Below are 24,994 nucleotides of genomic sequence, written 5' to 3'. Positions count from 1 at the left end.
GACACGTGTTTCAATTGACCGTCACCCATCGGAGAATAAAGAAGTTATCAGGCCGCTGCGTCAGGTCGATATTGGCCTGTGTTCCCCAGACCAAGGGTTGCACATACAGCGGCACGTAGGCGACGTCGTCCTGCAGGATCTTGGCGCTCTCATCCAACATCGCCTGGCGCTTGCCATCATCGATTTCGGACTGAATCAAAGGCAGCAATTCATCGATCCGCGCGTTGGAATATCCCCCGAAATTCCATGACCCCAGCTTCTTTTCTTCATTTGGCGTGCTGGCGAGAAAACGGATCGGGTGTTCGGCGTCAAAGGTGCCAGGGGACCAGCCCAACAGGTACATGTCGTAATTATCGGCCCGTAGTTCTGGCCAGTAATTCTGAACCGGCATCGCGTCGAGCGTCGCCTTGATCCCGATCTGTGCCAACATGCCGGTCACGGCTTGGCAGACGGCTTCATCGTTCAAATATCGATCATTGGGGCACTTCAAACCCAGCGAAAACCCATCAGGGTACCCGGCTTGTGCAAGCAGTTCGCGCGCCTTGTCGGGATCATAAGCTGGGCGATCGGCATGCTGTGCGCTGAAACCGCGCATCGCGGGGCTCACCAATTGGCTCACCTCTTCCGCATTGCCGCGCATGATCGTCTGCAAAATCGCCGGCACATTTACGGCATGGGCCACGGCCTGACGTACCCGCGGATCCGCAAACGGGTTCGCATCGGGGCTGTCGCTGGAGTACTTCAATGCAGAGGCTTCGTGTGGAAAGCCCAACATGATCACGCGGGCCTCAATCCCTTGAATTACCTTTACCTGATCGTTTGACGCCAATCGCGCTGTGTCCTGAATAGGCACTGGGTTGATGAAATCAATATCGCCCGACAATAAGGCCGCTACAGCGGTGGCTGGATTTTGAATGGGTGTCAATTCTGCGCGCGTGATGTTGTGCTCGGCCGTGTCCCACCACTCCTCAAAGGGTTCCAGCACGGTGCGGAGCCCTGGTTCTCGGCCAACTACTTTGAATGCGCCAGTACCGTTGGTGTTCAGTGTGGCATAGTTGCCATTATCCTTGTCGGGCCGGGTGGCGTTGTTGGCTTCGGCCCAACCTGCGTCAAGGATCATCCAATTGGCGATACTCTCGGGGAAAATCGGATTGGGCGCGCTGGTGAGAATGTCGATGGTGTAGTCGTCAACAATCTGCACGTCCGAGACAGGTGCAAACCAGCTGCGTGTATCGGATCCTTCATCCGACGCCCGCTTATAGGAAAAGAGAACATCTTGCGCGTCAAATGAGCTGCCGTCGTGAAACGTGACACCTTCGCGCAGTTTAAAACGCCAGCCCTCGCCCGCGCCAATTGGTTCCCAGGATGTTGCCAGAGCAGGTTCTATGCTCATGTCTTTGCCGCGTCGCACAAGCCCTTCATAGACATTGTTCAAAAATCCCAGCACAGGTGCCGAGTTTACGGCATGAGGGTCCATTGTCTGCGGATCGGTTGTTTCCGCCCAGCTGAATTCTTCGGCATCCGCAGCGGAAGCCAAAGCTAGGACAGCGATGATCAATCGGGCGGAACGCAGCATGGTGGGACCCTCATTGTTTCTGAAAATTAAGCTGACTGGCGGCGCAGAAAATAGACCTCTGCACCGCCAGTCTATCAGAAAACGCGCCTGATTGGCAGGCGCGCGTTCTTTAGTTCAGTTTGAAGTATTTGAATTTGGGAGAATCTTCGGCTTCCACAACAGTGTCCACGCCTGATTTCATACCCCAGTTCAGCACTTGGTGGTGGATCGGAATGTAAAGCTTTTCATCCTGAACGACCTGCCAGATCTCCGCGATGTCAGCATCGCGTGCTTCAAGGTCGGTATTGGACGCAAGGCTCTGAATTTTGGCATTCAGATCGTCATTGGTGAAACGTGTCGCATTCCAGGAACCGTATTTGTCATCCCGGCCATGCACTAGAAAGTTAAAGATATACTCGGAATCGTAAGTCGGAACGCCCCAGCCCAACATGTAAAAATCCGTTTCCAGATTGCTGAGCAGCGGGAAGTGTTGCGCCTTTGGCTTGGCATCCAGGTTCACGTTAATGCCAATTTGCGCCAACATGCCGACTGAAGCCTGACAGATTGCTTCATCGTTGATGTAGCGGTCATTCGGGCAATCGAGCTGGATAGAGAACCCATCGCCATAGCCCGCGTCCGCCATCAGCGACTTGGCCTTGTCGAGATCGGTGGATGACGACGCGTCCATGGTCTCGTCCCAGCCATTCACGAAGGGCGGGGCAATCATGCCAGCCGGTGCCGACTGGCCCCGCATCACAACCTGTTGGATGGCGTCGCGGTTGATCGCAAGGTTCATTGCTTCACGCACGCGTTTGTCTGCCAAAGGGTTGGCCCCATCCACGTTGTCATTTTTCAGATCTGCGTCGCCCGAGTTCAGGCCAAAGAAGATCACCCGGTTTTGTGGCGCTGTACGCACATCAAGACCATCCGTCCCGGCGACCCTTTCAAGATCCTGAACTGGAACATCCTGGATGAAATCAACTTCGCCCGATAACAAGGCAGCCACGCGGGTCGCGGCATTCTGGATCGGTGTATAGATGATCTCTGTTACTTCGAGAGGAAATTCACCGATGCCCCAATAGGTCTCATTCGCCGCCAAAACGGTTTTGACATCAGGCTCACGGCTGACCAGCTTGTAGGGGCCAGTGCCATTGGCATTCTTTGCTGCAAAGGTGTCTTCACCGCCTTCGTAATCCTGAACCTTGGTTGCTTTGTTTGCTTCAGCCCAGTCCTTGTCCATGATGAACATATTGGTCAGATTGTTCGGCATGATTGGGTTTGGACCATCGGTGACGATCTCAATTGTGTAAGCGTCAGGCGCTCGCACCTCGGACACGGATGCCAGTAGTTCCTTGTAATCGGAATCTTCGGTCATGGCCCGCTCGAGGCTGAATTTGACGTCAGCGCTGTCAAAGGCTGCGCCATCATGGAACGTCACACCTTCGCGCAGTTTGAAGGTCCAGACATTCGGATCTTCTTCCGAAGGCGCCCATTCCGTTGCCAAGGCCGGAACGATGGTGCCGGAATGGTCGCGCATGACCAGCGGCTCCATAATTTGATGCGCCAGAGCAGAAGTTGGTCCTTCGTTTTGCGCATGCGGATCGAGGGTCAACGAGTCGCCCGCGCGTGCCCAACGCAGTGTTTCAGCGCTGGCAAGTGCAGTGCTCGAAAGCAGTACAGCAACGGATAGCAATGAGGTCGTGAATTTCATAGTAATCTCCCCTTTTATTTTTCTGGCGCCTATCTTTGGGACAGGGCTTCATTTGGCAAGCCCCTTCTGCAGACAAAACGCGAATGTTATTGAAACTATTAGGGAAAAATTCAAGCCGCCCAAAATTCAGGCGGCGCCGGGGATCAGAATCTGTCGTCCCCCTTCTTCAAAGGTTTTCATCGACAGCGGCCAAACCGTTCCAGGCCAGCGCAGTTCCATCTCAAGCCGACGGGGTCGATATACAGCTGTATAAAGCGTACCGAACCCCGCGTTGAATGCGGTCGAATAAAGCGGTGGCCTCAAAAATGCACCGATGAATTTTTCTTCTGGGTCGCGGTGCAGGGTCAATCGCTGCAACAGGAACCTTTCCCGTTCCACCGTCGCCGTGAACCGCGCGTGGCTCACCCATTCCACATTTTCCTGATGGTTCGTGGCCACGGCCGCATGGGTGATCAAAGCAGGTCTGTCAGGGGCCATCATGGCCGTTAGGTACTGGCGTTTCTTGTCCAAAACGGTGACGTTGTAGCTCATATGTGTCGGCACGCGCGCTAAAACCTCACCGGCTTCCTCAGCGGTTTCGCAGGTCTGCAGCACATAGCGCAGGATAATTGGCACCCCAAACCCGTCCCCCACAACACGACGGCCGCCGAAGGTCAGCGAAATGGCAAGACCCGCGTCATTGACCCCGTCAACCATGCCCCAAAGCCCATCCGATGTGCCCATAACTTGCCGACCCTGCCATTTGGTGTGCAACACAAGACTGTCAAACGCATTGGGGTTATAGTCATAATTGCGCACCATTACCGGCTGTTTGCCGGGCCAGATGGCTTGGCTGCATCCCGCGAGGTAAGGCGGTGGGCAATAGAACGACAAGAACCGCGCGGCCAGGTCACCTCCGCCCGCCAGCTCGCACAATTCCTCATACAGCGGAACGATTTCCGGCATGTGGTGATTCAACGCATTCCGCGACTCGGTATAGGTCGGACGGGCGCTCTCGCCCTCCTTAAGCCACCAGCGTTTATAATCCGGCCAGTATTCGGCGAAAAGCCCGGACCATTTCCGCCCGGGCGTTTCTTCACTTACGGCGCGCCATAACATGGGGTGCGCAATCCTTTCGAGCTACAGGATTTTGAACGCCGGATCCGCCAGCGCTGTTGCCGTGGGCAGTGGTTTGGCTGTCACGGACTGTTTGATGCCATGGATCCACTTTTTCGCGCGTTCGTTCAACTGAAAACCCTTTGTCATCGACCGACCACGCGTCACCAATATGCCAATGTCTGCCCCTTCATAGCGGTAATCCCCGGGTTGCAGGATGCGCAGAAAAAACGCCTCGTTTTCCGATTCAACGGCGCGGCGGTGGTAGTCGAACCGATCATAAACCACACGACCGTCTTCCAGCATCTTGTAGATACCGGTCTCCGGGCTCGATGAGCAGATATCCACGCTGTCTTCTGTATGTTTGATCACCATCTGCGACCAGCTGTCGATGTTGGCACTGTCGGCCCAGCGGGCATTCAGTTCATCGACGTCCAGATTGAATTTCTTTTTAGAGAACTCCAGCAGGTGAAACAGAAACAACGGCGCATCCGCATGAGCAAAAGCCGCGTGGTTGGTCATGGAAGATGCGCCAGTGATGCGCGGGTTCAATTCGCCCAGCCAAAGATCGCCGGTTTTCTTGTCGATCAAAAAATCGAGCTCGAAGTATCCGCGATACCCCTCCTTGCGCAGTTGCTCGCCGAATTTGAATGTGAGATCCCGCGCCTGTTCACGCACTTTTGGCGGGAAAGCCGTGGAAAGAATTTCATTGCCGCACCATCCACCGCGATAAGGTGTCAGTTCCTTGAACCCGACAAGCTCGGTCATCAAGGGGCCAACGATGGTTCCTTCTTTGGTGGCACAAGCCTCGATTGCAGATCCCCTGCAGTCGATCCGCTTCATGATTTTGATCTCACCCTCGCCGATGATCTCATGCTCATGCCGGCGGAAATCGGCCTCGGATTTGATGAAAAACGTTGTGTGACCGCTGTCACCAAAGGCCGACTGCAGCACCAAGTCGTGCCCGATCTTCGCTTTTTCGCAGGTTTTCTTCAGATCTTCATAGGACTTCACCTCGGCCAAAACGTTTGGAACAGACGGTACACCCGCCTTGTTGCCGATGCGTACTGTTTCGATCTTGTTGTCCATTTTGGTGCGCAATTTGGCCTTGGGGAACCAGACATCCGCACCCAACTCCTTGGACAACCGCTCCGTTTCTGCGTCGAACATCAAGAAGACAAACTTGGGCTTGCCGCCACGCCGCCTGATGAAATCAATCACCTCCTTGTGCTGCAGCAGGTAATTATTGATGTCTTCAATGGACTGGAATTCCGCATGTGGTTGCTCGGAGGGGCAAAACACATTCGGATGCTTGCCGCCATAACAATCAATGTAGCAAATGTATTTGAAGTTCTTCACCCATTCATCCAGCCCCAGAAGGTTGAAGTTCGTGGCTGAGATGAAGTAGATCGGGTCCTCATTACGGTGAAAATACCGTCGGATTTCCGAGATGTTCTTCAGAACCGTGGCGGGCATGTTTTCTGTCCTCTCTGTTCGCTTACTCTGCCGCAGGGGCAAGTTTTGTGCTGGTTTTGGCATGAACGAGCGTTTGCAACGCTTCTTGTGTAAAGACCCTGAGACCCAGATCGGGCCGATACCCGTGGATTTCACTCACATCGAGCGCCAGCATGAAAGCCAGGATTTCTTTGCTGACAACCTGCCCCGGCACCAAGATCGGAAAGCCGGGCGGATAGGGAATGATGAAACTGGCGGAAACCACCTCTTCGCCGGCATTAAGTGCCTCACCAAGCGAGCCGTTGATGTCGAGATAGTCGCATTTGGCCTCGTCATATGCGAGAAAGAACGCGGACCGAATGTCGCCCTCGCCGGTGGTTTCACATTGGCGGAACGCATCATGGAAACGACTGAAGTCCGGCAAGGGCGGCAAGTCTTCCATCAATGCCTTGACGCGCCGGTCAAAGGACAAACGCTCCATTCGGCTGGCATCATCCAAGCGATCGTCAATGGATTTTGCAATCTCAACCAACACTTCGATCAGATAGGCGACCGAGGATCGCGTGGTGCCGATGTTGGTCATGAACAAAACTGTATTGCGTGACGTCTTGTTGATCTGAATCCCGTATTTGTCCATCAGGATGTCGGTCTTGAACGTATCACCATCCCAGCCTGTTCCACCTACGGCCAAGGTCACGCGAGTTGCGTCGAGGACAAAATCGTCCTGTTCCCAGCAATCCCACATATCGGTCCAGCCCTGTTCTGCGTCATAGTAGCTGGTGACACCGGACTGCCGATGGTGGTCCGGGATCATGTCACCCGCGGTCAATACCTTGAAATACTTCTGTAAAAGCGGGTGTGTGGTGATCGCGCGACGCATGGACATCGCCGCCTCGATCTGACGCTGGACGAACTCATAGCCTTCCAACTCCACCTGCCGTCGCCCGACGTCGAGCGATGCAATGATCTGATAATTGGGCGAGGTCGAGGTATGGGTCATGTAGGCTTCGTGAAACGCCTGTTCCACCTCGCCTTTGAAATCCTGATCATTTACGTGGATCATCGATCCTTGCCTGAGCGACGTCAGCGTCTTGTGCGTTGACTGGGTGCCATAGGCTCGGACCCGCGCGTTGGGCGGCGCGACCAGCCGGGTGTCGAGCAGTTTTTCATCGTCGCAATCCACCAGCTTCGATTGCTGTGCCTCATACAGGCTCGCGTGCTGATCGCTGCGGAACTTGGCGCGCAATGTATTGGCGGCGGCCATCGCAGTTCGTTGTCGATAGGTGGGATTGAACCGGGCGAAGGCAAACCAGGCTTCATCCCATAAAAAGATCAAATCCGGCTTGATGGCCAGACATTCTTCCATCACGCGCTCGACGTTATAAACCAGGCCGTCAAACGTGCAGTTGGTCAACAACAGCATCCGCACCCGGTCGAGTTTGCCTTGGGCTTTCAGTTTCAACAATCGGTGTTTGATCTCGCGCAGCGGGACCGCGCCATACATCGAATATTCGTTGAGCGGATAGCTATCGAGGTAACAGACCTGCGCGCCCGACAGCACCATCCCGTAGTGATGTGACTTGTGGCAATCCCGGTCGACCAGCACAATGTCTCCGGGTCGAACAAGCGCTTGTACAACGATCTTGTTACAGGTCGAGGTACCATTTGTGGCGAAGAAAGTTTGTTTTGAGCCAAAGGCCCGGCTGGCCAGTTCTTGCGCTTCTTTGATCGGCCCATGGGGCTCCAGCAGGCTATCAAGACCGCCAGAGGTGGCGGAAGTTTCTGCCAGAAATATGTTTGGTCCATAAAATGCCCCCATATCCTGGATCCAGTGGCTACGGGTAATCGATTTACCACGGCTGATCGGCATGGCGTGGAAAACCCCGGTAGGTTGTTTGGAGTATTCCACAAGTGCCGTAAAGAAGGGGGTCTTGTTGCGGGCCTGTACCCCGCGCAGAATATTGAGGTGCAGCTCCATGAAGTCTTCTTGGTTGTAAAAAACCCGGCGACAGATCCCCAGATCAAGTCCTGCGATCTCTTCGACCGAGCGTTCCGTGACCAGATAGGCATCAAGTTCCGGACGCACCCTGGCTACCAAACGGCACAGTTCAGGCCCGTAGTTCTCGGGCAGCATGTTGTCGATTTCTTCCTGCCCGCCTGCCCGGTTGAGGTACCGCGAAATGATGCTCTGATCCATTTTTGATTTCAGCACGAGACCCGGGCGAACCACTATCGCCTGAATATTGTGGTTGAACAAAACAGCTACGAGTGCGTCCTCGAGGCTCGGCACCACCAGCGCCTCATAAAGAAACGGGTCTTCCGGGCGGCGCATGCGCGAAACGTTACTGCGGAGCCAACGTTCCTGATGCTCATTTACGTTATCGACGATCAGAACTTCGAAGTAGGGTTTGGCCAAGGCCCGCGCTTCTGGCGGCAACATCGCTTCGTCGTCATGCTCATCCTGATCAACGCTATCGCGCTCTAGTGGAATGTGACGACGTCTGTATGCGCCGGTGGTCAATGCGCGCGTGACCCGACCGACGGCAAACTCCAAGTCACCAAAGGACCCGTGATCGAACTGGCGCCGCAGGTGGTCAAAAGCGGACATACCCGGAAACGCCCAATAAGGTTCGATGATGGCCAATGAGGCAAACAGCTCTTCAATCTTGGTTTGCAACTTGGCCATTTGGCTGGGCTTTGGATCGCGATTCATTGCGGATGTCGCTTCGCGCAACGCACTCCATCGATCGGATCGCAGTTGTATGGCCGAAGAATAATCATTCATCGCATGCATAAGTGTCCTCCCCTGCGCGGGTAAATCACCATTTATGCGACGCGCAGGCACGAGTGCGCGGACAAAATCGGCAACTTATCCGCTAGATTGTTTTTCGTTTCCCTGAGTGTGTTCTGTCAGGGTTTGGTCCACTGGCTCTGTTGTCTTGGCCTCGGTTGTTGTCGGTGCCGCATGTATAAATGGTGTAGCGGACAAAGTATCGTAGGCAGTTCCTTTATATGCAGGCGTCTCTTGGACTTTTTGCGCCGGTACATCCACATGCAGGCCCGCGCGCGACCCTTGTTGTGGAATTTCAAGCGGACCTAGGGTCATGAGATAGGAATCCGTACCGCTTTTTCTGTCATATACAGAAAAATCAACCGACCGGTCGCGGAAGCTTTTGAGCACTTGCCCCAACCCTTTCATGCCGGTTTCGCGTTGACGCCGAACTGTCGACAAATCCACCTCAATCGGGAACATATCCTCTTGCCCGGCTGACTGATGCAGGACATGCGCGGAAGGATCAACAACAAGCGACTTGCCGACACCACCAGCCCCCAAGCCATTGACATCGAAGACATAACATTGAAACTGTGCGGCTGTGGACCGCGCAATCGCCTGTTCCGCATCACGGTCTGTCGTGCCGGTCAATACAGGGTGCAAAAGCACTTCCACGCCCTGCGCCGTCAACTGACGCGTGGTTTCGGGAAACCAGATGTCATAGCAGATCGACAACCCGAACCGGCCCACATCCGGCACATCAAAAACACAGAAATCCGTGCCGGCTGCAATACCTGTCTCATATGGCCGGAACGGGAACATCTTCGCATAGCGACGAATGATCTCTCCATCGGGGTTGATCACAACGGCGGTGTTGAAGATCAGCCCTGATTCCGGATCACGCAGGAACATTGATCCGGGGATCAACCAGATGCGATGCTTGCGTGCCGCTTCGCAAAATGTGTCAAGCGCATCGTTCTGCGGGGCCTGCGTAAACCGGTCTAGCGGGCCATAGGGTGCCAATTCGGAGAACAGTACCATTTGCGTCCAGGGAAAGCGCGCCATCAACACGTCCATCCGTTGAATCATACCCTCCACGTTTGACTGCAGCGCGTTGACATACATTTGCACGCCGGCAATGGCGAAAGGGCTCATAATTCACTACTCCATCGCGACGGATCGCACCATAACAGCCCAAATCTCCCGTCGCATCGGAAGCGCCTACGCCGATCAGTACAAAGTTGGAATAGTCGAATACGAAAAATTGGTGTTTCCTTCGCTATTTGGCCGCGGAATTTCGAATGAGCTACCAAAACTGGCACCTTAGTCTCGCTTGCAGAAGCTGAAATTGGTTAGAATTTTAAACATCTGAATGTGTGATTCCTTCCAAAAACCAAACCTTCGAGATCAAAAGACGTGTGGGATCGTGTCGTATCGCAGACCAAAACGTTCCAACCAAGCTCATCGAGTATACAGTCGTAAAGCCATGAATAATTTTGATCCGCCTCGCAAAACATCTTCTGGTTAAGCGTAGGAACCTTTTGTAGGTTGATCAAGGCATATGCCGACATCTTCTAAAAGTTTGCGGCGCTTGCGCACAGCCGTGCAATCGTCGAACATGACACTTGTTTAATTTTCCGTGATTGATGCACCGCGTGTTTTGAGATCATCCATCAGTCTTTTCAATGGGATATACCTATGCCTGACTTCGGTTCCATGATGCGATATGCTACTTTTGCGAGCGTCTTAGTTCTTTGTTTCATCTGCTTGATTGCTGCCCTTCTTTGGACCGGTTGGATGCTGATACCTATGGTATTTTTTGCCGCCATGTCACTGTTGGGCCTTCACGACATTCGGCAACCCGACCACTCCATTCTAAGAAACTACCCGGTTCTGGGCCATATGCGGTTTCTGTTCGAGGGCATTCGCCCGGAAATTCGCCAATATCTTATCGAATCCGATCAAGACGAAGAGCCATTTTCCCGAGATGCCCGCAGCCTTGTCTATCAGCGCGCCAAGGGTCAAGAAGACAAACGCCCCTTTGGTACACGAATGCGGGTCTATGATGCCGGTTACGCCTGGGTAACTCATTCCGTTGTCCCCATCGAAATCGAAGACACCGATTTCAGAGTGACAATTGGCGGCAGCGCTTGCCAACAACCATATCGGGCATCTTTGTATAATATTTCTGCAATGAGTTTCGGATCGCTCTCAGGAAATGCAATCGAAGCCTTGAACACGGGTGCCAAGCTGGGCGGCTTCGCCCATGATACTGGCGAGGGTTCTGTTAGTCGCTATCACAAAAAGGCGGGTGGAGACCTGATCTATCAAGTTGCGTCAGGGTACTTCGGATGCCGCGCCGACAACGGCACATTCGACCCGGACAAGTTCCAGAAAACGGCGGCACTTGAACAGGTCAAGATGATCGAATTGAAACTATCGCAAGGCGCCAAACCGGGTCATGGCGGCATGTTGCCTGCTTCCAAAATCAGTTCGGAAATCGCCGAGGCGCGGGGTATTCCCATGGGCAAGGATTGTGTGTCGCCAGCGGCCCATTCGGCCTTTTCGACGCCCCTTGAGATGATGCATTTCATTGCTCAGTTGCGCGAGTTGTCCGGCGGAAAACCTGTCGGTTTCAAGCTGTGCATCGGTCACCGGCGGGAATTCATGTGTATGGTCAAAGCGATGCTGGAAACAAAAATCATTCCGGATTTCATCGTTGTGGATGGCACCGAAGGCGGAACAGGGGCGGCACCTGTTGAATTTGCCAACCACATCGGGATGCCAATGGTAGAGGGGCTCACTTTTGTAAACAACACGCTGCGCGGTGCCGGCATACGGGATCAAGTGAAGATCGGCGCCGCTGGGAAAGTGGTGTCCTCCTTCGACATTGCGCGAGCGCTGGCGCTGGGGGCGGATTGGTGCAATTCGGCGCGCGGATTTATGTTTGCCATTGGATGCATTCAGGCGCAGGCGTGCCACACAAACCACTGTCCGGTGGGCGTCGCGACCCAAGATCCTTTGCGCGCCAAAGCATTGGACGTAACTTCAAAGAGCCAACGCGTGGCGCGGTTTCATCAAAACACGCTGAAAGCGCTAGGTGAAGTCACTGGTGCCGCGGGTTTGGTCCACCCCGGTGATTTTATGCCGCAGCACTTTATGGTGCGTATGGGGGATAAAAAAATGGTGGAAGGCAGCGAAGCCTACGCTTACCTACCCGAGGGTTTCCTTCTCAGTACCAACGATGACATCGGCGCAGATTACCGTAAACGATGGGCGCGGGCAGATGCTGCCAGTTTTGCACCGCCAAGTTAGAAAAAGGGGCCTCGAAACGAGACCCCTTCCATTAATCTTTAGGGTTGCTTCAGACCGCTTGGTCCGCAATGGCATCAGCCAAAGCGGCCTCGAAAATCGCAATTCCCTCGTCGACAATCTCATCGGATGCCGTGAGCGGCACCATGATGCGCAGCGCGTTACCATGCATCCCACAGCCCAAGAGGATCAGACCGCGCTTCAATGCATGGGCGCAGATGGATTTCACCAACCCAGCATCTGGTTTTGCCGTATCGAAATCAGTCACGAACTCAACGGCGAGCATTGCCCCTAACCCACGGATATCCCACATCCTATAGGGTGCGACCCGCGCACCAATCTCGGCGAAACGGGTGCGGAAATGCGCGCCCAATGTCAGGGATCGCGCCAATAACCCCTCACTCTCAATGGCTTCGATGGCCGCCAAAGCCGCAGCACACGCCACGGGGTTGCCGCCGTATGTGCCGCCCAGTCCGCCTGGTTCCATTGCATCCATCACTTCAGAACGTCCGATCACACCTGCAATTGGATAGCCGCCCGCCATGGACTTGGCGACGGTGATCAGATCCGGCACGACGCCTGAGTGCTCGATGGCGAACCATGTTCCAGTGCGACCAAAGCCTGCTTGGATCTCATCTGCGATCAGTAAAATGCCATGTTGGTCGCAAATTTCACGAAGGGCACGCATCATTTCAAAGGGCACAGGCGTGTAACCCCCCTCGCCCAGAACCGGCTCGATAATGATCGCGGCAATGCGCTCCGGTTGCGCATCCGTCAGGAACAGGTTTTGCAAGCCCGTGAGCGCATCCTCAACAGTGATCCCGTCACGGACAGATGGGAATGGGGCGCGGAAAATATCGGACGGAAAAGGACCTATGTCTTTTTTGTAAGGGCTGACTTTACCCGTCATGCCGAGAGTCAGCAGAGTACGGCCATGGTAACCGCCTGTAAAAGCAATAACACCCGGCCTTCCCGTCGCTGCGCGTGCTATTTTTACCGCATTTTCAACAGCTTCTGCCCCGGTAGTCACCAATAGGGTCTTTTTGTCATGAGCCCCTGGCGCGAGTGAATTTAGCTTTTCTGCCAGTGCTACATAGGTTTCATAGGGCACCACCTGAAAAGACGTGTGGGTGAATTTATCTTCTTGTGCCTTGGCAGCAGCAACAACTGCAGGGTGCCGGTGTCCGGTGTTCAAAACCGCGATGCCGCCCGCGAAGTCAATGTAACGGTTGCCTTCTACGTCCCAGAGTTCAGCATTTTCGGCCATATCCGCAAAAACGGGCGCCGCGGAAGCAACACCGCGCGGAACTGCAGCTTCGCGGCGCGCCAGGAGGGCGGCATTGGTCTGCTCGGCTGGCGTGGTTGAAACCACAGCGATCTTAGGCGCTTTGGGCGCCCGCGGCTTGCGCGATTTTTTTTCGGCAGTTTTCTGAGGGGCGGATTTTGCAGAAGTGGCCATAAGGTCAGTCCTTCGATGGGGAGGGAAAGTCATGCGTTTAATATAGCGATACGCCGTTTAATTTAATTGTCAATCAAGATTCTGGAAGGGCTTTTCCCTTGATGTTCGAAGCAATCAGAAAAGGATTGTCAGCAAGGCCTGCCTACTGTCTAAAAAAGCAAGTAAAACCAAAGTGTCATTTGGCAGGCGAGGATTTCAAACGTTGGATATCGGACACAAACTGCGCGCAATACGCAAAAAACGTGGGCTTTCGCAGCGGGAACTGGCGACACGGGCGGGCCTGACCAATGGCACCATATCACTGATTGAACAGAACAAGACCAGCCCGTCCGTGGCGTCGCTCAAAAGCTTGCTGGATGCAATCCAGATTTCCATGGCGGAGTTTTTCAGTACGCTCGAGGAAAACCCACAGAGCAGGTATTTCTATGCCGCAGATGAGTTTACCGAAATCGCCCCACCGGAGTTGTCAGGGACAGCCTCGCAATTGTTATCGCTCAGACAGCTTGGCAATGCGCAGGAACATGCGTTGCAAGTATTGCACGAACGTTATGCTCCAGGCGCAGATACAGGGCCGGAACTGCTTAGTCATAAAGCAGAAGAGGCTGGCGTGGTCGTAAAAGGCCGGATTGAAATCACGGTGAGTGATGAAGTGCGCGTGCTGGGTCCGGGCGACGGCTATTTGTTCAACAGCACCCTGCCCCACCGGTTTCGCAACACAGCGGATGTCGACTGCGAAATCATTAGCGCCTGTACGCCGCCGAGTTTTTAACTAAAAACTTCGATAGTGCCAAAAACAGTTCCCTTTTTGGGCTTGCGTTGAAAAGTGGCCCTAGGCCATCAACACGCGAAGGTGCGGGTCAGTCGTAGTCGTCTCTGTGCTTGTTGACACTCCCGCCAGTAAAAACGAACACAAGCACAGCAACCACCGTAAGTGTTGCAAGGCCCATTAAGAATACATCCGTGTCCACGACTGGCTCCCATTGCGGTTGTGTAACAAACCAACGCGCGCGGGCGACAATGGTTCCAGTAGAATTAATAGTCTTGGGAGACCTTTGTGCGATGTGGCACGGGAAACTCCAGTTCCAGCGTGTGGCACTGACCTTCTATGCGCGATGTAACCTGTGCATTCAACTGTCGTGCAAAGGCATTGATCAATTGCATACCCAGTCCTGTTCCCTCAGCGGTGGGCGCTTTGCCAATGGTATTCCTGATAGAAAAGACGGCCTTTTCCATATCCGGTTGCGTCAGAGATATGTCCAGTCGCGCCGAATGCGTCGGGCTTTCAGAGCCAATGTACTTCATCGCGTTAGTGACAGCTTCGGAAACCAAAAGCGTGAGGGGTGCCGCGTCATCCGTATCCAATTGCACCGGTTCATAGGATTGCTCGACCTGCACCGCAGACCCGGCGGGCAATCCAACCACCAGCAATTGACCCACGATCTCCTCGACCAATGCACCAGCGTCCACGCGCTCCAATCCTTCGCTTTGGTAGAGGTTTTTGTGCACCGTTGCGAGGCTGAGGATGCGCTCCTGCAACCGACGTAACACTTGGCGGGATTCGTCGGTCGGAGCACGCCTTATCTGCATATTCATGATAGACGAAATCAATTGCAGATTGTTTTTGACCCGGTGATGAACTTCTTTCAGAAGGATGTTCTTTTCACGCAAAGAATCTTCCAGAGAAGCTTCATCACGGATAATTGAATCCGCCATTCCCATGAAAGCCTTTTGGATTTCCACGAACTCGCGGGGCGCAGAAGACCCAAGCGTTGAGCGGGGCATGGAGCGGTTGAATGCAAAAATTCGCATTTGGCGACCCAATTTGCGAATGTAACGAATGGCCAGTCGGTTGATCGCCCAAAAAGCCACCACAAGGCTGGCGATCCACATTAGAATTGGCAGAAAAATACTGAGCTTGCTGGTTTGGCCTGCCCCATCCAGAACCACATCTTGTCGCCAGATACCCATAGCATAGGCCACGCCGGGCACAATCGGTACCACGGCGTACACTCGATCATCGCCTTCGGTGTTCAGACCTTCGAAAACGGTCGTATTGGCACCCACAAGTGTCTTGAGGCTTCTGTTTTGTGGCAAATCCGAGAGTGTCACCAAGCGGGCTCTGTCAGATGTCAGGAGTTCACCTGCAGCGTTGAAGGTAATCACGTCATGGGGTCGCATGTCAGTGGGTGCGTCCGGCATCTCACGCAGTTCGGTCAAGGGCACGGACAATGTGGTGAAACCGACAAATGCACCCTCTTCAAAGTGCGGGTGCATGATCACCAGAACAGGTTGCTCACTGATCGGTCCGGTCCGGCTGATCAGAACCGATCGCTGCGGTTTCTCGAGTGCTACGTCAAAATCCGGATAAGCGCTGAAGTCATAAATTCCTCCGACCGACGAGCATGTCATAACACCATCAGCAGGAAGGATGCCGATCAACGAGTAACGGTCCGAGGCTTTTTGATAGGCCTGCAAAAAAGACACGCATGCTTCTGGATCATTTGCGAAAAGGCGTACAATGGAACTCAGAGCTTCGGCGGCGCCAAACCCTTCTTGAATAATTGTACGTTCGGCACCGGATGCCTGTTCAGTCAGTCCCAGAAGAGACAATTCCGCATTTGTGTCAGCTTGGCGCGCAATTTCACGTGTCTGAAACACGGCGATCAATCCAAAAGGTAGCAGCGCCAATGACAAGAAAACCAGAATCCGGAAGGCGAGACCCCGGAAAACATCGCCGTCCAGAAAACCGCCAGTCATTCCTCAGAAAGACGCAGCTTTGGCCGCTGTCAGAACGGACATGGTCGCGTCATCCGTCATTTCCAATGCGTCGTCGTCTTCAAGGTGCATCAATTCTGCCAAACGTTGCCGCGCCCGATTGGTCCGGCTTTTGATTGTACCAACAGCCACACCACACATTTCCGCCGCCTCGTCATAGGAAAACCCGGAGGCACCCACCAGCAGCAAAACCTCGCGTTGCTCATCGCTCAACTGTGCAAAAGCGCAGCGGAAATCTTTCATTTGAAGGCGGCCGTCATGGGCCGGCTTTTCCGCCAATGCTTCGGTATGTTTGCCGTCCAGATCAGCAACCTCTCGTTGCGCACGGCGCCGGGACGAATAATAATTGTTACGCAATATAGTGAAAAGCCAGGCGCGCATGTTAGTGCCCACTTGGAACTTTTCGATGTTGGTCCAGGCTTTGACCAAGGTGTCCTGCACCATGTCATCGGCCGTTGCGTTGTTCCGGGTCAGACTGATAGCAAACGCGCGCATGGCAGGCAAATGCTCAATCAACTCATCTCTTGGGTCAGGCCCGCTCATTTTTGCGATCCTGAAGGATTGTCCTGTCGTTTGAGCGCATCCAAAAGATCCCGGAATCGGTCCGGAATTCCTTCTTCCAGCGTTTCTTCGAAAACGCGTTTCAAGTTTTCGTCTATGACGCTTTCGCGTTTCCTGTTCGCACCGTGCTGATCCATACTGCTAATCATTCTCCGAGAAGATTTAAAAAAATCCCACCTGCATCGGAACTAAACACATGAATACGCGTTTTGTTCCAAGAAAAGTAAAAAAGGAAGACTTTGTATGTCGGACGGTACCGTGACCCCGGATATCAGCGCAGAACTTGGCACTGTATTACCCTTCTTGCGTCGGTTTGCGCGCGCAATGACAGGCAGTCAGAGCAGCGGTGACCAATACGCCGCCGCCGCATTGGAGGCAATCTTGATCGATCGCTCCGTTTTGGAGGGCGTTTCCGTGAAAACGGGTGTGTTCCGCACGCTTTATGGTATTTGGTCCAGCGCGGGTGCGCCGGTGGATATTGGCGAAAGTGGATTGCAGGCGCGGGCGCAAAAACATCTAGCGCGTTTGACCGCCAACAGTCGCGAAGCCCTTTTGTTACACAGCGTTGAGGGGTTCAGTTTTGGTGAGATTGGTAAGATCGTTGGGATCGATCAGGGAGAAGCCGAAGAGCTGGTGCAGATCGCGCGCCGCGAGATGGCTGATGCAGTGTCTGGTTCGGTGATGATCATCGAAGACGAATCCATCATCGCCATGGATATCGAAAGCATCGTGTCAGAAATGGGCCACCGCGTGACCGGTGTCGCCAGAACGCGCAGCGAAGCCGTAGCTTTGGGCGCTGCTGAGACACCGGACCTGATTCTTGCGGACATTCAGCTGGCGGATAATTCTTCCGGGATCGATGCGGTCAATGATCTGATCGCATCACTGGGAGAACGTCCGGTCATCTTCATCACTGCTTTTCCGGAACGCCTGCTGACCGGCGACAAACATGAACCCGCCTTTTTAATCTCAAAACCCTACACCGAAGATCAGGTGATCTCTGCGGTCAGCCAGGCGATGTTCTTTTCCTCTACAGAAACTCTCAAAGCTTAAAACAAGAACGGCCCTGCCATTGTGTCAGGGCCGAGCAATCAACTGGTATCGGTCAACCTGATCTTGGGTAGCTATTCCGCTGCCTCATTGGCCTGATGGACGGCTTGGTCCGCAACGCGTTCGTCAGATGGTGGCGCGGTTTGGCGGTTTTCCAATTCAGCGTTTAGCGCCGCACCCAACAAAACAAGGAAACTGCTGATCCAGAGCCAGATCAACATGGCAATAACTGCACCGATCGACCCGTAAATCTCGTTGTAGTTGCCAAAATTGGCAACGTAGTAGGAAAAGGCAATCGACATCAACGCCCAGGAGGTGCCTGCCATGAGTGCCCCGGGCGTCAGCCAACCGATATTGGCCCCTTTGCGATTGGGGCCGAAACGATACAGCAACCCTATTCCCGCAAAGATGACCACAATCGCGACGGCCCATCGCAAAATTTCCAACGCCCAGGAAGTAAAAGAGCCAAGGGAAAAGAAGGACAACACAAGCGGGGTGATCACGATGGTTAGCATTGAAATAACGCCCACCCCTAGCAAGCTAATCGTGAGCACCAGAGCACGAAAGTAGTGGCGCAGGCTCGTGCGGCCCTTTTGATCGTAGACCAGGTTCAACCCATGCATCATGGCGCCCACACCCGCACGGGCGGACCAGAGCGCCACGGCCAAAGAAATCAACCCCGCCCACCCCAAAGTGCCGGAACTGGTGCTGACCAGACCAACAATCTGCGCGTTCAGAATGTCGTAGACCGCATCCGGCATAAGCCCGCGCACCTCTTCGAGCTGTACGACAACCACCGCAGGATTGGCGATCAGACTGACAATAGCGATCAAAGCAGCCAATGCAGGAAAAACAGACAACATTGAATAAAATGCAACCCCGGCCGCGATAAGGCCTAGGTTGTTGCTGCTGATTTGGCGCAGAGCGGCAATCAGGGCAGACCAGGAGAAAGTTGATTTTAATCGTGGTGTTGTCGACATGCTACCTGTCGTTGTACCCGATCCAACAACCAATACGATAGTGCAAATTTCTTGGTGCCGGTGGATGAACCGGCTTGGGGTGATTTGTATGTCCCTATTGCATCGCAAAATTTCTCCAATGAGGCTAGTGTGGACCGTGAATGTCGGTTGACATGGGACTTGGTTCCGCCTGAATGAGGCCTGTGAAACATGTGCAATAGGAGTGGCGATGTCAGCCTTTTCCCTTGACCTGATGACCGATGTGCGGGCGCGTTTTGCGCATGTGGAAAACTGCCCGTTTCAGGGTCCGCGTATCTTTTTCGAGAACGCGGGTGGTGCCCTGACCCTGAAATCTGTTGCAGAAACTTCGGCGAAGTTTGCCGCCATTCCTGACAATCAGGGGCGTGATAACCCTGCAGCCCACGCGTTGGTTGACCTGATACGGCAAGCCAAATTGGACATGGCGGATTTCTTTCACCCCAATGGCGGGCAGTTTTTTGTAGGTGAAAGCGGCACAGAACTGATATTCCGTCTCGTTCGCACTGCCGTCATGGGCTCAGCGCCGGATGGTGTGGTAATCGGGTCTACGGTTGAACACCCTGCATCCCGTTCTGCGGCAACACACTGGGCGGAAAAGGCGGGCAAAGGCTATATTTCGGTCCCGCATGACGATGCAACCGGATCGGTAAGTCCGGAGGCCTATGCCTCCTTGATGACACCAGAAGTGCGAGTTGCAACCATCTTGCACACCTCCCCGGTCACCGGCATTGCCAACGACGTGAAAGGCATTGCCGCAGCCATCAGGCAGGTCACGCCGGATGCTTTTATTATTGTCGACGGCATCCAGCATGCCAGTCACGGACATATCGACATCGCCGCTTATGACATCGATGGCTATGTCGTTTCTCCCTACAAGGTGTTTTCCCGGCACGGGTATGGCGTGGCTTGGGTGTCGGACCGCATGACCGCTTTACCGCTGGAACAACTCACCGGCGGGCCACGCGACACATGGGAGATGGGCACGCGCGACACCGGTGCCTACGCAACGTTTTCAAATGTCGTTCACTACCTCGACTGGCTGGGCACGCGGCACTCAGACAGCCCCAATCGGCGCACCCGGATCGAGGCCGCGGGCGCCGCCATACGCGCGCATGAATGGACGCTGACGCAAGCCATGCTGCATGGTACGGGCAATCTGAGGGGGATTGCAGAATTGCCAAGCGTTACGATTTTGGGCGGCGTGGACAACTCAAAACGCGAGGGTTTGGTGTGCTTTGCGCTTGGTCAAACGCCTGCAGGGGACATCGTATCTCATCTCAACGCACGCGGTATTCGCACTCACATCCGAAAGGCCGATCATTATTCCGGCAATATTCTGACACCGCTTGGTCTTGAGGCTGCAGTACGTGTGTCGATGTGCCATTATAATAGCATCGAAGAGGTCAATCAGTTTCTCGCAGCCATGAACGACCTTGCCGATGACTGACATACCGCCTGTCCAGCCGTCGAGCTTGCCATTCCGGGCGTCAGGCTCAAGACTGAAAAGATGAACGGACCCCTTCAAGACGCCATTGTCGCGAAACGCGCGGACCTGATCGCTTTGACGCGTGACCTGATCCGCATCCCCACGCTGAATCCCCCGGGCGAAAACTATCGCGACATTTGTGAATATCTGGACAGACGGCTCAACAAACATGGTTTTGGAACGCAACTGATCCGGGCCAAGGGCACCCCTGGCGACAGCGAAAAGTACCCGCGTTGGAACATTATCGCCCGACGTGAGGGGCGCGGACCGGGAGATTGTGTGCATTTCAACAGCCATACGGACGTGGTCGAGGTAGGGCGCGGTTGGACGATGGAGCCTTTTGGCGGCTCGGAGAAGGACGGCAAGATTTACGGACGCGGCGCCTGCGACATGAAGGGCGGGCTCGCCACATCGATTATCGCTGCGGAAGCCTTCATCGAAACACATGCCATTTTCTCCGGTGCCATTGAAATCTCTGGCACAGCAGATGAGGAATCGGGTGGCTATGGCGGCGTGGCATATCTCGCGGAACAGGGGTTTTTTGATCCTAAACGCGTGCAGCATGTGATCATCCCCGAACCGCTCAACAAAGACCGGATTTGCTTGGGGCACCGAGGTGGATGGTGGGCCGAGATCGAAACCAAAGGGGAGATCGCCCACGGCTCTATGCCGTTTTTGGGCGATTGTGCGGTGCGCCATATGGGGGCGGTTTTGAACGTATTCGAAGACAAGCTTTTTCCGGCGATGGCCGCGCGCCATACCGACATGCCTGTGGTGCCAGATGGGGCACGTCAATCAACCATGAACATAAATTCAATCCACGGCGGGCAGCCCGAGCAAAGTGACGATTTCACCGGCCTGCCCGCGCATTGCGTCCCAGATGCCTGCCGGATCGTGATCGACCGGCGGTTTTTGATGGAAGAACCGTTGGATCAGGTCCGCGAAGAGGTCACCACCCTGCTGGAAGGGCTTAAGGCCAGCCGTGCAGATTTCGACTATGAACTGACCGAAATCAATTCGGTACTACCCTCCATGACGGACCAAGACGCACCGGTCGTGCAAACCGTCGCGCGAGCCATTGAGGACGTTATGGGTAAGGAACCGCAATATGTGGCTTCACCGGGCACCTATGACCAAAAACACATTGACCGCATTGGCAAACTCAAGAATTGCATCGCCTACGGGCCTGGCATTCTGGAACTGGCGCATAAACCGGATGAATATGTCGGCATTGATGATATGATCGACAGCGCCAAGGTCATGGGGGCCGCGCTGGAATCACTGTTGCTGCCCAAAAACGACGCATAAGGGGACCAAGATCCATGAAACACTTTTTTACTCGGCTCAGCATGGCCAGCGCGGTTGCGCTCATGGCCAGCCTTGGGGTCGCACATGCCAAATCGGATATCACCGTCGCGCTGCAACTGGAGCCGCCGCATCTTGATCCGACCTCCGCAGCGGCGGGCGCGATTGACTCCGTGCTCTATTCCAATGTGTTCGAAGGTCTGACGCGTTTTGTGGCGGATGGGTCTGTTGTGCCCGGCCTCGCAAAAAGCTGGGAAATCTCGGATGACGGTCTGGTCTATACGTTCTCCTTGCAGGAGGGCGTTACGTTTCACGATGGCACGACCATGGATGCGGAGGATGTAAAATTTTCACTTGATCGTATCCTTGCAGAAGACAGCGCCAATGCGCAAAAGGCACTATATGCGGCGATTTCGAACGTAGACGTTCTCGACCCGCTGACCGTCCAGATCACGTTGAGTGAACAGAACGGCAATATGCTCTTCAATCTCGCCTGGGGTGACGCGGTGATTGTCGCACCTGAGAGCATCGATACGATCAAACAGACGCCGATCGGAACGGGTGCCTTCAAATTTGTTGAGTGGGTGCAAAGCGACAAGATCGAATTGGCCAAGAACGAGGCGTATTGGGGCGCACCCGCAGCACTGGAGACCGCCACGTTCAAATTCATCTCTGATCCCACGGCGGCTTTTGCTGCCATGATGGCAGAGGACATTGATTATTTTTCAGCCTTCCCAGCACCGGAAAATCTGCCGCAATTCGAAGCAGACCCTCGTTTCCAGGTGTTGGTTGGTTCAACCGAAGGCGAAACCATTCTGTCGACCAACAACAAGATGCCACCTTTCGACAACCCCCTGGTACGGCAGGCCCTGGCACATGCTATTGACAGGCAAGCCATCATTGACGGGGCGATGTTTGGGTATGGCACGCCGATTGGGACGCATTTTGCCCCGCATAATCCCGCCTATAAGGACCTGACAGATCAGTCGAACCATGACCCAGAAAAAGCAAAGGCACTCTTGGCAGAGGCCGGTCTGGCAGATGGATTTGAAACGACTCTTTACCTGCCACCTCCCTCCTACGCCCGGCGAGGCGGCGAGATCATCGCGGCGCAATTGGCCGAAGTCGGGATCACCGCCAAGATCACCAACGTTGAATGGGCACAATGGTTGGAATCTGTTTTTCGCGGCAAGGACTTCGGCCTGACAATTGTCAGCCATACCGAACCCATGGACATCGGTATCTATGCCAATCCAGACTATTACTTCCAGTATGACAACCCTGATTTTCAGGCGCTGATCACGAAACTGAACAGCACGACGGACCCAGACATGCGCCAAACCATGATGGGCGACGCGCAGCAAATGATCGCGGATGACTACGTCAACGGCTACCTGTTTCAGTTGGCGCAACTTTCGGTCGCCAAAAAGGAATTGCAAGGTCTTTGGGCCAACGCACCCACTCAAGCCACCGATCTCACCGGTGTGTCCTGGGTTGAATAAACAAAATAGCGGTGGAACCGATCTGGGCACGGGCCAGGGTGTTTTGTCATCAGGCCCGCGCTGCGTCTAAAAGGCCCGGCAGCTCTGGATGCTTGGGCATATCGGTTGAAAATGAACGCGACTTTGAACAATGATAAGCGAACGATTGACGGGTTTTGTGTCAGTTCATGGCAATTTCGCTTCAAATCGATACAGATCTGACCGGAAAAGGGATCGTTACAAATCAAATACTATTTGTGTAATCTCACTTCGAACACTCGGTAAATCCACAGTTGCAAGACCCTGGGAGCTTTGAGCGGGGCTGAGGGATACGTCCCGACGCCCCCCTCGAACAAACGTGCCAAACTGCTGAGCAAAACTCCTTGCAAATTTTCTACCCGTACGTGTACCCTATACAGACTAAAGTCTAAGACCAAACAGTTGCCGCACCTTTTCCCACCCCTGTTTTGCCCGAAAGGAGCTCGCCTTGACCGACCTTGCAGAACGCGCCGCAGAATTGGAAAAGCAGATCGAAAATGCGTCGCACAAGGAGAGATTGGCCTTGCTGCCCGCATTTGATCGCGTAATCGCGACACTTACCGCACACGGCGAGGTGGTTCCAAAACGCCTGCATCGGCTCAATACAGCACTCAAAGAAGAAGCCATCGAAGATCTGTTCGACAACATGCCGGTTTAAAAACAACGGACAGGCTTGGCACGAGAATACCAAAAACCACGCTATTCGGTTACAAAGCCTTCCAAATCCGCAGAATGCTGACACTCTTGCAGCGTTGGCAATTTTTGTACCCGTCAATTCCTGTTTCGGCGGTGCGTCAAAAATCTGACGCGGTCCTTGACTGTATCCCTGATCGGGCCTTCTCTCGGGGCGTCGCGCAACGTTGTAAACCAATGCTCAGGCGGGTTTTTGCCGCGCCGGTTCCCTTCAAATGTCAGGCTGCGGAGAACAGCTTCGGCATCAGAGGGCAACCGTTCCGGCACAGTGTGACCATTCAATGTGGCCCACACGCCCGTCCAAAGTCGCCCAACCGACCATGGGTTATACCCGCCGCCACCCAGAACAAGAAACCGCGGCGCCATACCCATCAAGGCCCGCACAACTGCCCAATGTGCGTTGTTGGAAAGTTTCAAATGCGCCAGCGGATCTTCTTCGACACCATCGGCACCGCAAAGCAAGACGATCGCATCAGGGCGGAATGCTGTCACTTGAGGCACAATCAGAGCCTCGCGAATGAAAGCCATTTCGCTATCGTTCAACCCGCGTGGCACAGGTAGGTTGAGTGCAGAACTCCCCGCCGTATCCTCCAATTTGCCAGTGCGGGGCCACAGCCCTTCTTCATGAACAGATATCATCAGGCACTCAGGATCGCCCTGAAACCCGACCGCCACGCCATCGCAGTGATGTGCGTCGATATCAACATAGGCGAGCCGCCGCACACCATTGCGGCGCAAACTTAGCATCGCCAAAACCGGGTCATTGAGATAGCAAAACCCGTTTGCGCGATCCGGCATACCATGATGCGTACCGCCGGGTGGGTTGTAAATCACGCCGCCGTCCCGCAGCAGTTCGCCCGCCAGTAAAGAACCGCCTGCCGCAGTGGCAGGGCGTCGAAAAATCTCCGGGTACACAGGGTTGGTGACAGACCCCAGGTTGTGACGTTCGGTATCGTGCAGGGTCGCTGTCTGATCCGCTTCCACCCGTTTCAAGGCGCTGATGTAGTCGGTGGTGTGCCAAGCGGTCAAAGCCTTGGCCTTGGCACGCGGCGCGGTGATGAACTGATCCCTTGGTAACCAGCCCAAGGCGCGAGACAGATCCATCACAGTACTAACCCGAGGCACCCGAAGCGGATGCCAGCGGCCATAACTGGAATGGCGGAAAATCTCTGCTCCGATAAAACGCGGTTGATCCATGCTGCCAGAGGTAAACCATTGTCGCGGCTCAACAACCCCTCTGGACCCG

19 protein-coding genes are annotated in these 24,994 nt (G+C 54.3%); 7 read left to right on the top strand and 12 right to left on the bottom strand.

Annotated features, from left to right (window positions below; all coding sequences use genetic code 11):
- Nucleotides 1-10: 10 nt before the first annotated feature.
- From AB8B75_RS01850 to AB8B75_RS01825, 6 genes are all read right to left on the bottom strand, one after another.
- The gene (locus AB8B75_RS01850) at nucleotides 11-1,576 is read right to left on the bottom strand and encodes an ABC transporter substrate-binding protein (protein WP_405359387.1); all 1,566 of its coding nucleotides are present in this window, start codon (nucleotides 1,574-1,576) and stop codon (nucleotides 11-13) included.
- Nucleotides 1,577-1,685: 109 nt separating this feature from the next.
- Complete coding sequence (locus tag AB8B75_RS01845) at nucleotides 1,686-3,266, bottom strand: ABC transporter substrate-binding protein (RefSeq protein WP_405359385.1); 1,581 nt, start codon at nucleotides 3,264-3,266, stop codon at nucleotides 1,686-1,688.
- A gap of 126 nt (nucleotides 3,267-3,392) precedes the next feature.
- Nucleotides 3,393-4,364, bottom strand: a complete 972-nt coding sequence (locus AB8B75_RS01840; RefSeq protein WP_405359383.1) for a C45 family autoproteolytic acyltransferase/hydolase — start codon at nucleotides 4,362-4,364, stop codon at nucleotides 3,393-3,395.
- A gap of 21 nt (nucleotides 4,365-4,385) precedes the next feature.
- Complete coding sequence (locus tag AB8B75_RS01835; RefSeq protein ID WP_405359382.1) at nucleotides 4,386-5,900, bottom strand: biotin carboxylase; 1,515 nt, start codon at nucleotides 5,898-5,900, stop codon at nucleotides 4,386-4,388.
- Nucleotides 5,860-8,610 carry an aminotransferase class I/II-fold pyridoxal phosphate-dependent enzyme gene (locus AB8B75_RS01830; RefSeq protein WP_405359380.1) on the bottom strand — a complete coding sequence of 917 codons (2,751 nt, stop codon included), beginning with the start codon at nucleotides 8,608-8,610 and terminating at the stop codon, nucleotides 5,860-5,862. The genes AB8B75_RS01835 and AB8B75_RS01830 overlap by 41 nt, the downstream gene beginning before the upstream one ends.
- Before the next feature lie 75 nt (nucleotides 8,611-8,685).
- Nucleotides 8,686-9,744: a carbon-nitrogen hydrolase family protein gene (locus tag AB8B75_RS01825; protein WP_405359379.1), complete on the bottom strand. Its 1,059-nt coding sequence runs from the start codon at nucleotides 9,742-9,744 to the stop codon at nucleotides 8,686-8,688.
- A 543-nt stretch (nucleotides 9,745-10,287) separates the two neighbouring features.
- On the opposite strand from AB8B75_RS01825, the gene AB8B75_RS01820 reads away from it, so the two are divergent.
- Nucleotides 10,288-11,904, top strand: coding sequence for an FMN-binding glutamate synthase family protein (locus AB8B75_RS01820; RefSeq protein ID WP_405359378.1), 1,617 nt, complete (start codon nucleotides 10,288-10,290; stop codon nucleotides 11,902-11,904).
- 49 nt (nucleotides 11,905-11,953) lie between these two features.
- Here AB8B75_RS01820 and gabT read toward each other — a convergent pair whose 3' ends face one another.
- Entirely contained in the window at nucleotides 11,954-13,360 is a 1,407-nt protein-coding gene (gabT, locus tag AB8B75_RS01815; protein WP_405359377.1) for a 4-aminobutyrate--2-oxoglutarate transaminase, read from the bottom strand.
- 202 nt (nucleotides 13,361-13,562) lie between these two features.
- Between gabT and AB8B75_RS01810 the strand changes: the two genes are divergently transcribed.
- Entirely contained in the window at nucleotides 13,563-14,129 is a 567-nt protein-coding gene (locus tag AB8B75_RS01810; protein ID WP_405359375.1) for a cupin domain-containing protein, read from the top strand.
- Nucleotides 14,130-14,392: 263 nt separating this feature from the next.
- Here AB8B75_RS01810 and AB8B75_RS01805 read toward each other — a convergent pair whose 3' ends face one another.
- From AB8B75_RS01805 to AB8B75_RS01795, 3 genes are read right to left on the bottom strand one after another with little or no spacing between them, the layout of a single operon-like run.
- Nucleotides 14,393-16,117, bottom strand: a complete 1,725-nt coding sequence (locus AB8B75_RS01805; RefSeq protein ID WP_405359373.1) for a sensor histidine kinase — start codon at nucleotides 16,115-16,117, stop codon at nucleotides 14,393-14,395.
- A 3-nt stretch (nucleotides 16,118-16,120) separates the two neighbouring features.
- Nucleotides 16,121-16,678 carry an RNA polymerase sigma factor gene (locus AB8B75_RS01800; RefSeq protein ID WP_405359371.1) on the bottom strand — a complete coding sequence of 186 codons (558 nt, stop codon included), beginning with the start codon at nucleotides 16,676-16,678 and terminating at the stop codon, nucleotides 16,121-16,123.
- Nucleotides 16,675-16,833 carry a NepR family anti-sigma factor gene (locus AB8B75_RS01795; protein WP_405359424.1) on the bottom strand — a complete coding sequence of 53 codons (159 nt, stop codon included), beginning with the start codon at nucleotides 16,831-16,833 and terminating at the stop codon, nucleotides 16,675-16,677. Before AB8B75_RS01795 ends, AB8B75_RS01800 begins: the two co-directional genes overlap by 4 nt.
- A gap of 106 nt (nucleotides 16,834-16,939) precedes the next feature.
- On the opposite strand from AB8B75_RS01795, the gene AB8B75_RS01790 reads away from it, so the two are divergent.
- Nucleotides 16,940-17,749 (top strand): response regulator, encoded by an 810-nt coding sequence (locus tag AB8B75_RS01790; RefSeq protein WP_405359370.1) that lies wholly within the window; start codon nucleotides 16,940-16,942, stop codon nucleotides 17,747-17,749.
- Between the two features lie 71 nt (nucleotides 17,750-17,820).
- Here AB8B75_RS01790 and AB8B75_RS01785 read toward each other — a convergent pair whose 3' ends face one another.
- Complete coding sequence (locus AB8B75_RS01785; RefSeq protein ID WP_405359368.1) at nucleotides 17,821-18,726, bottom strand: YihY/virulence factor BrkB family protein; 906 nt, start codon at nucleotides 18,724-18,726, stop codon at nucleotides 17,821-17,823.
- Nucleotides 18,727-18,934: 208 nt separating this feature from the next.
- Between AB8B75_RS01785 and AB8B75_RS01780 the strand changes: the two genes are divergently transcribed.
- From AB8B75_RS01780 to AB8B75_RS01765, 4 genes are all read left to right on the top strand, one after another.
- On the top strand, nucleotides 18,935-20,191 hold the full coding sequence (locus AB8B75_RS01780; protein WP_405359366.1) for an aminotransferase class V-fold PLP-dependent enzyme: 1,257 nt from the start codon (nucleotides 18,935-18,937) through the stop codon (nucleotides 20,189-20,191).
- 60 nt (nucleotides 20,192-20,251) lie between these two features.
- Nucleotides 20,252-21,538: an acetylornithine deacetylase/succinyl-diaminopimelate desuccinylase family protein gene (locus AB8B75_RS01775; RefSeq protein ID WP_405359365.1), complete on the top strand. Its 1,287-nt coding sequence runs from the start codon at nucleotides 20,252-20,254 to the stop codon at nucleotides 21,536-21,538.
- 14 nt (nucleotides 21,539-21,552) lie between these two features.
- Nucleotides 21,553-23,037, top strand: coding sequence for an ABC transporter substrate-binding protein (locus AB8B75_RS01770; RefSeq protein ID WP_405359363.1), 1,485 nt, complete (start codon nucleotides 21,553-21,555; stop codon nucleotides 23,035-23,037).
- 466 nt (nucleotides 23,038-23,503) lie between these two features.
- A complete protein-coding gene (locus tag AB8B75_RS01765) occupies nucleotides 23,504-23,713 on the top strand; it encodes a hypothetical protein (protein ID WP_405359361.1) in 210 nt (69 codons plus the stop codon).
- 113 nt (nucleotides 23,714-23,826) lie between these two features.
- On the opposite strand, the gene AB8B75_RS01760 is transcribed toward AB8B75_RS01765, so the two are convergent.
- On the bottom strand, nucleotides 23,827-24,945 hold the full coding sequence (locus AB8B75_RS01760) for an acetoin utilization protein AcuC (protein WP_405359359.1): 1,119 nt from the start codon (nucleotides 24,943-24,945) through the stop codon (nucleotides 23,827-23,829).
- Nucleotides 24,946-24,994: the final 49 nt, after the last annotated feature.

Source organism: Roseobacter sp. (genome assembly GCF_045106495.1).
In the GTDB taxonomy this organism is placed as follows: domain Bacteria; phylum Pseudomonadota; class Alphaproteobacteria; order Rhodobacterales; family Rhodobacteraceae; genus Roseobacter.
This window is presented reverse-complemented; position numbering and strand designations above follow the sequence as displayed.

What these genes read in the sequence shown, in the direction of transcription:
- AB8B75_RS01775 (WP_405359365.1), top strand. Translation starts at nt 20,252, where the DNA reads ATGAACGGACCCCTTCAAGACGCCATTGTCGCGAAACGCGCGGACCTG.
- AB8B75_RS01840 (WP_405359383.1), bottom strand. Translation starts at nt 4,364, where the DNA reads ATGTTATGGCGCGCCGTAAGTGAAGAAACGCCCGGGCGGAAATGGTCC.
- AB8B75_RS01800 (WP_405359371.1), bottom strand. Translation starts at nt 16,678, where the DNA reads ATGAGCGGGCCTGACCCAAGAGATGAGTTGATTGAGCATTTGCCTGCC.
- AB8B75_RS01780 (WP_405359366.1), top strand. Translation starts at nt 18,935, where the DNA reads ATGTCAGCCTTTTCCCTTGACCTGATGACCGATGTGCGGGCGCGTTTT.
- AB8B75_RS01845 (WP_405359385.1), bottom strand. Translation starts at nt 3,266, where the DNA reads ATGAAATTCACGACCTCATTGCTATCCGTTGCTGTACTGCTTTCGAGC.
- AB8B75_RS01820 (WP_405359378.1), top strand. Translation starts at nt 10,288, where the DNA reads ATGCCTGACTTCGGTTCCATGATGCGATATGCTACTTTTGCGAGCGTC.
- AB8B75_RS01760 (WP_405359359.1), bottom strand. Translation starts at nt 24,945, where the DNA reads ATGGATCAACCGCGTTTTATCGGAGCAGAGATTTTCCGCCATTCCAGT.
- AB8B75_RS01790 (WP_405359370.1), top strand. Translation starts at nt 16,940, where the DNA reads ATGTCGGACGGTACCGTGACCCCGGATATCAGCGCAGAACTTGGCACT.
- AB8B75_RS01770 (WP_405359363.1), top strand. Translation starts at nt 21,553, where the DNA reads ATGAAACACTTTTTTACTCGGCTCAGCATGGCCAGCGCGGTTGCGCTC.
- AB8B75_RS01795 (WP_405359424.1), bottom strand. Translation starts at nt 16,833, where the DNA reads ATGGATCAGCACGGTGCGAACAGGAAACGCGAAAGCGTCATAGACGAA.
- gabT (WP_405359377.1), bottom strand. Translation starts at nt 13,360, where the DNA reads ATGGCCACTTCTGCAAAATCCGCCCCTCAGAAAACTGCCGAAAAAAAA.
- AB8B75_RS01835 (WP_405359382.1), bottom strand. Translation starts at nt 5,900, where the DNA reads ATGCCAAAACCAGCACAAAACTTGCCCCTGCGGCAGAGTAAGCGAACA.
- AB8B75_RS01830 (WP_405359380.1), bottom strand. Translation starts at nt 8,610, where the DNA reads ATGCATGCGATGAATGATTATTCTTCGGCCATACAACTGCGATCCGAT.
- AB8B75_RS01805 (WP_405359373.1), bottom strand. Translation starts at nt 16,117, where the DNA reads ATGACTGGCGGTTTTCTGGACGGCGATGTTTTCCGGGGTCTCGCCTTC.
- AB8B75_RS01825 (WP_405359379.1), bottom strand. Translation starts at nt 9,744, where the DNA reads ATGAGCCCTTTCGCCATTGCCGGCGTGCAAATGTATGTCAACGCGCTG.
- AB8B75_RS01785 (WP_405359368.1), bottom strand. Translation starts at nt 18,726, where the DNA reads ATGTCGACAACACCACGATTAAAATCAACTTTCTCCTGGTCTGCCCTG.
- AB8B75_RS01850 (WP_405359387.1), bottom strand. Translation starts at nt 1,576, where the DNA reads ATGCTGCGTTCCGCCCGATTGATCATCGCTGTCCTAGCTTTGGCTTCC.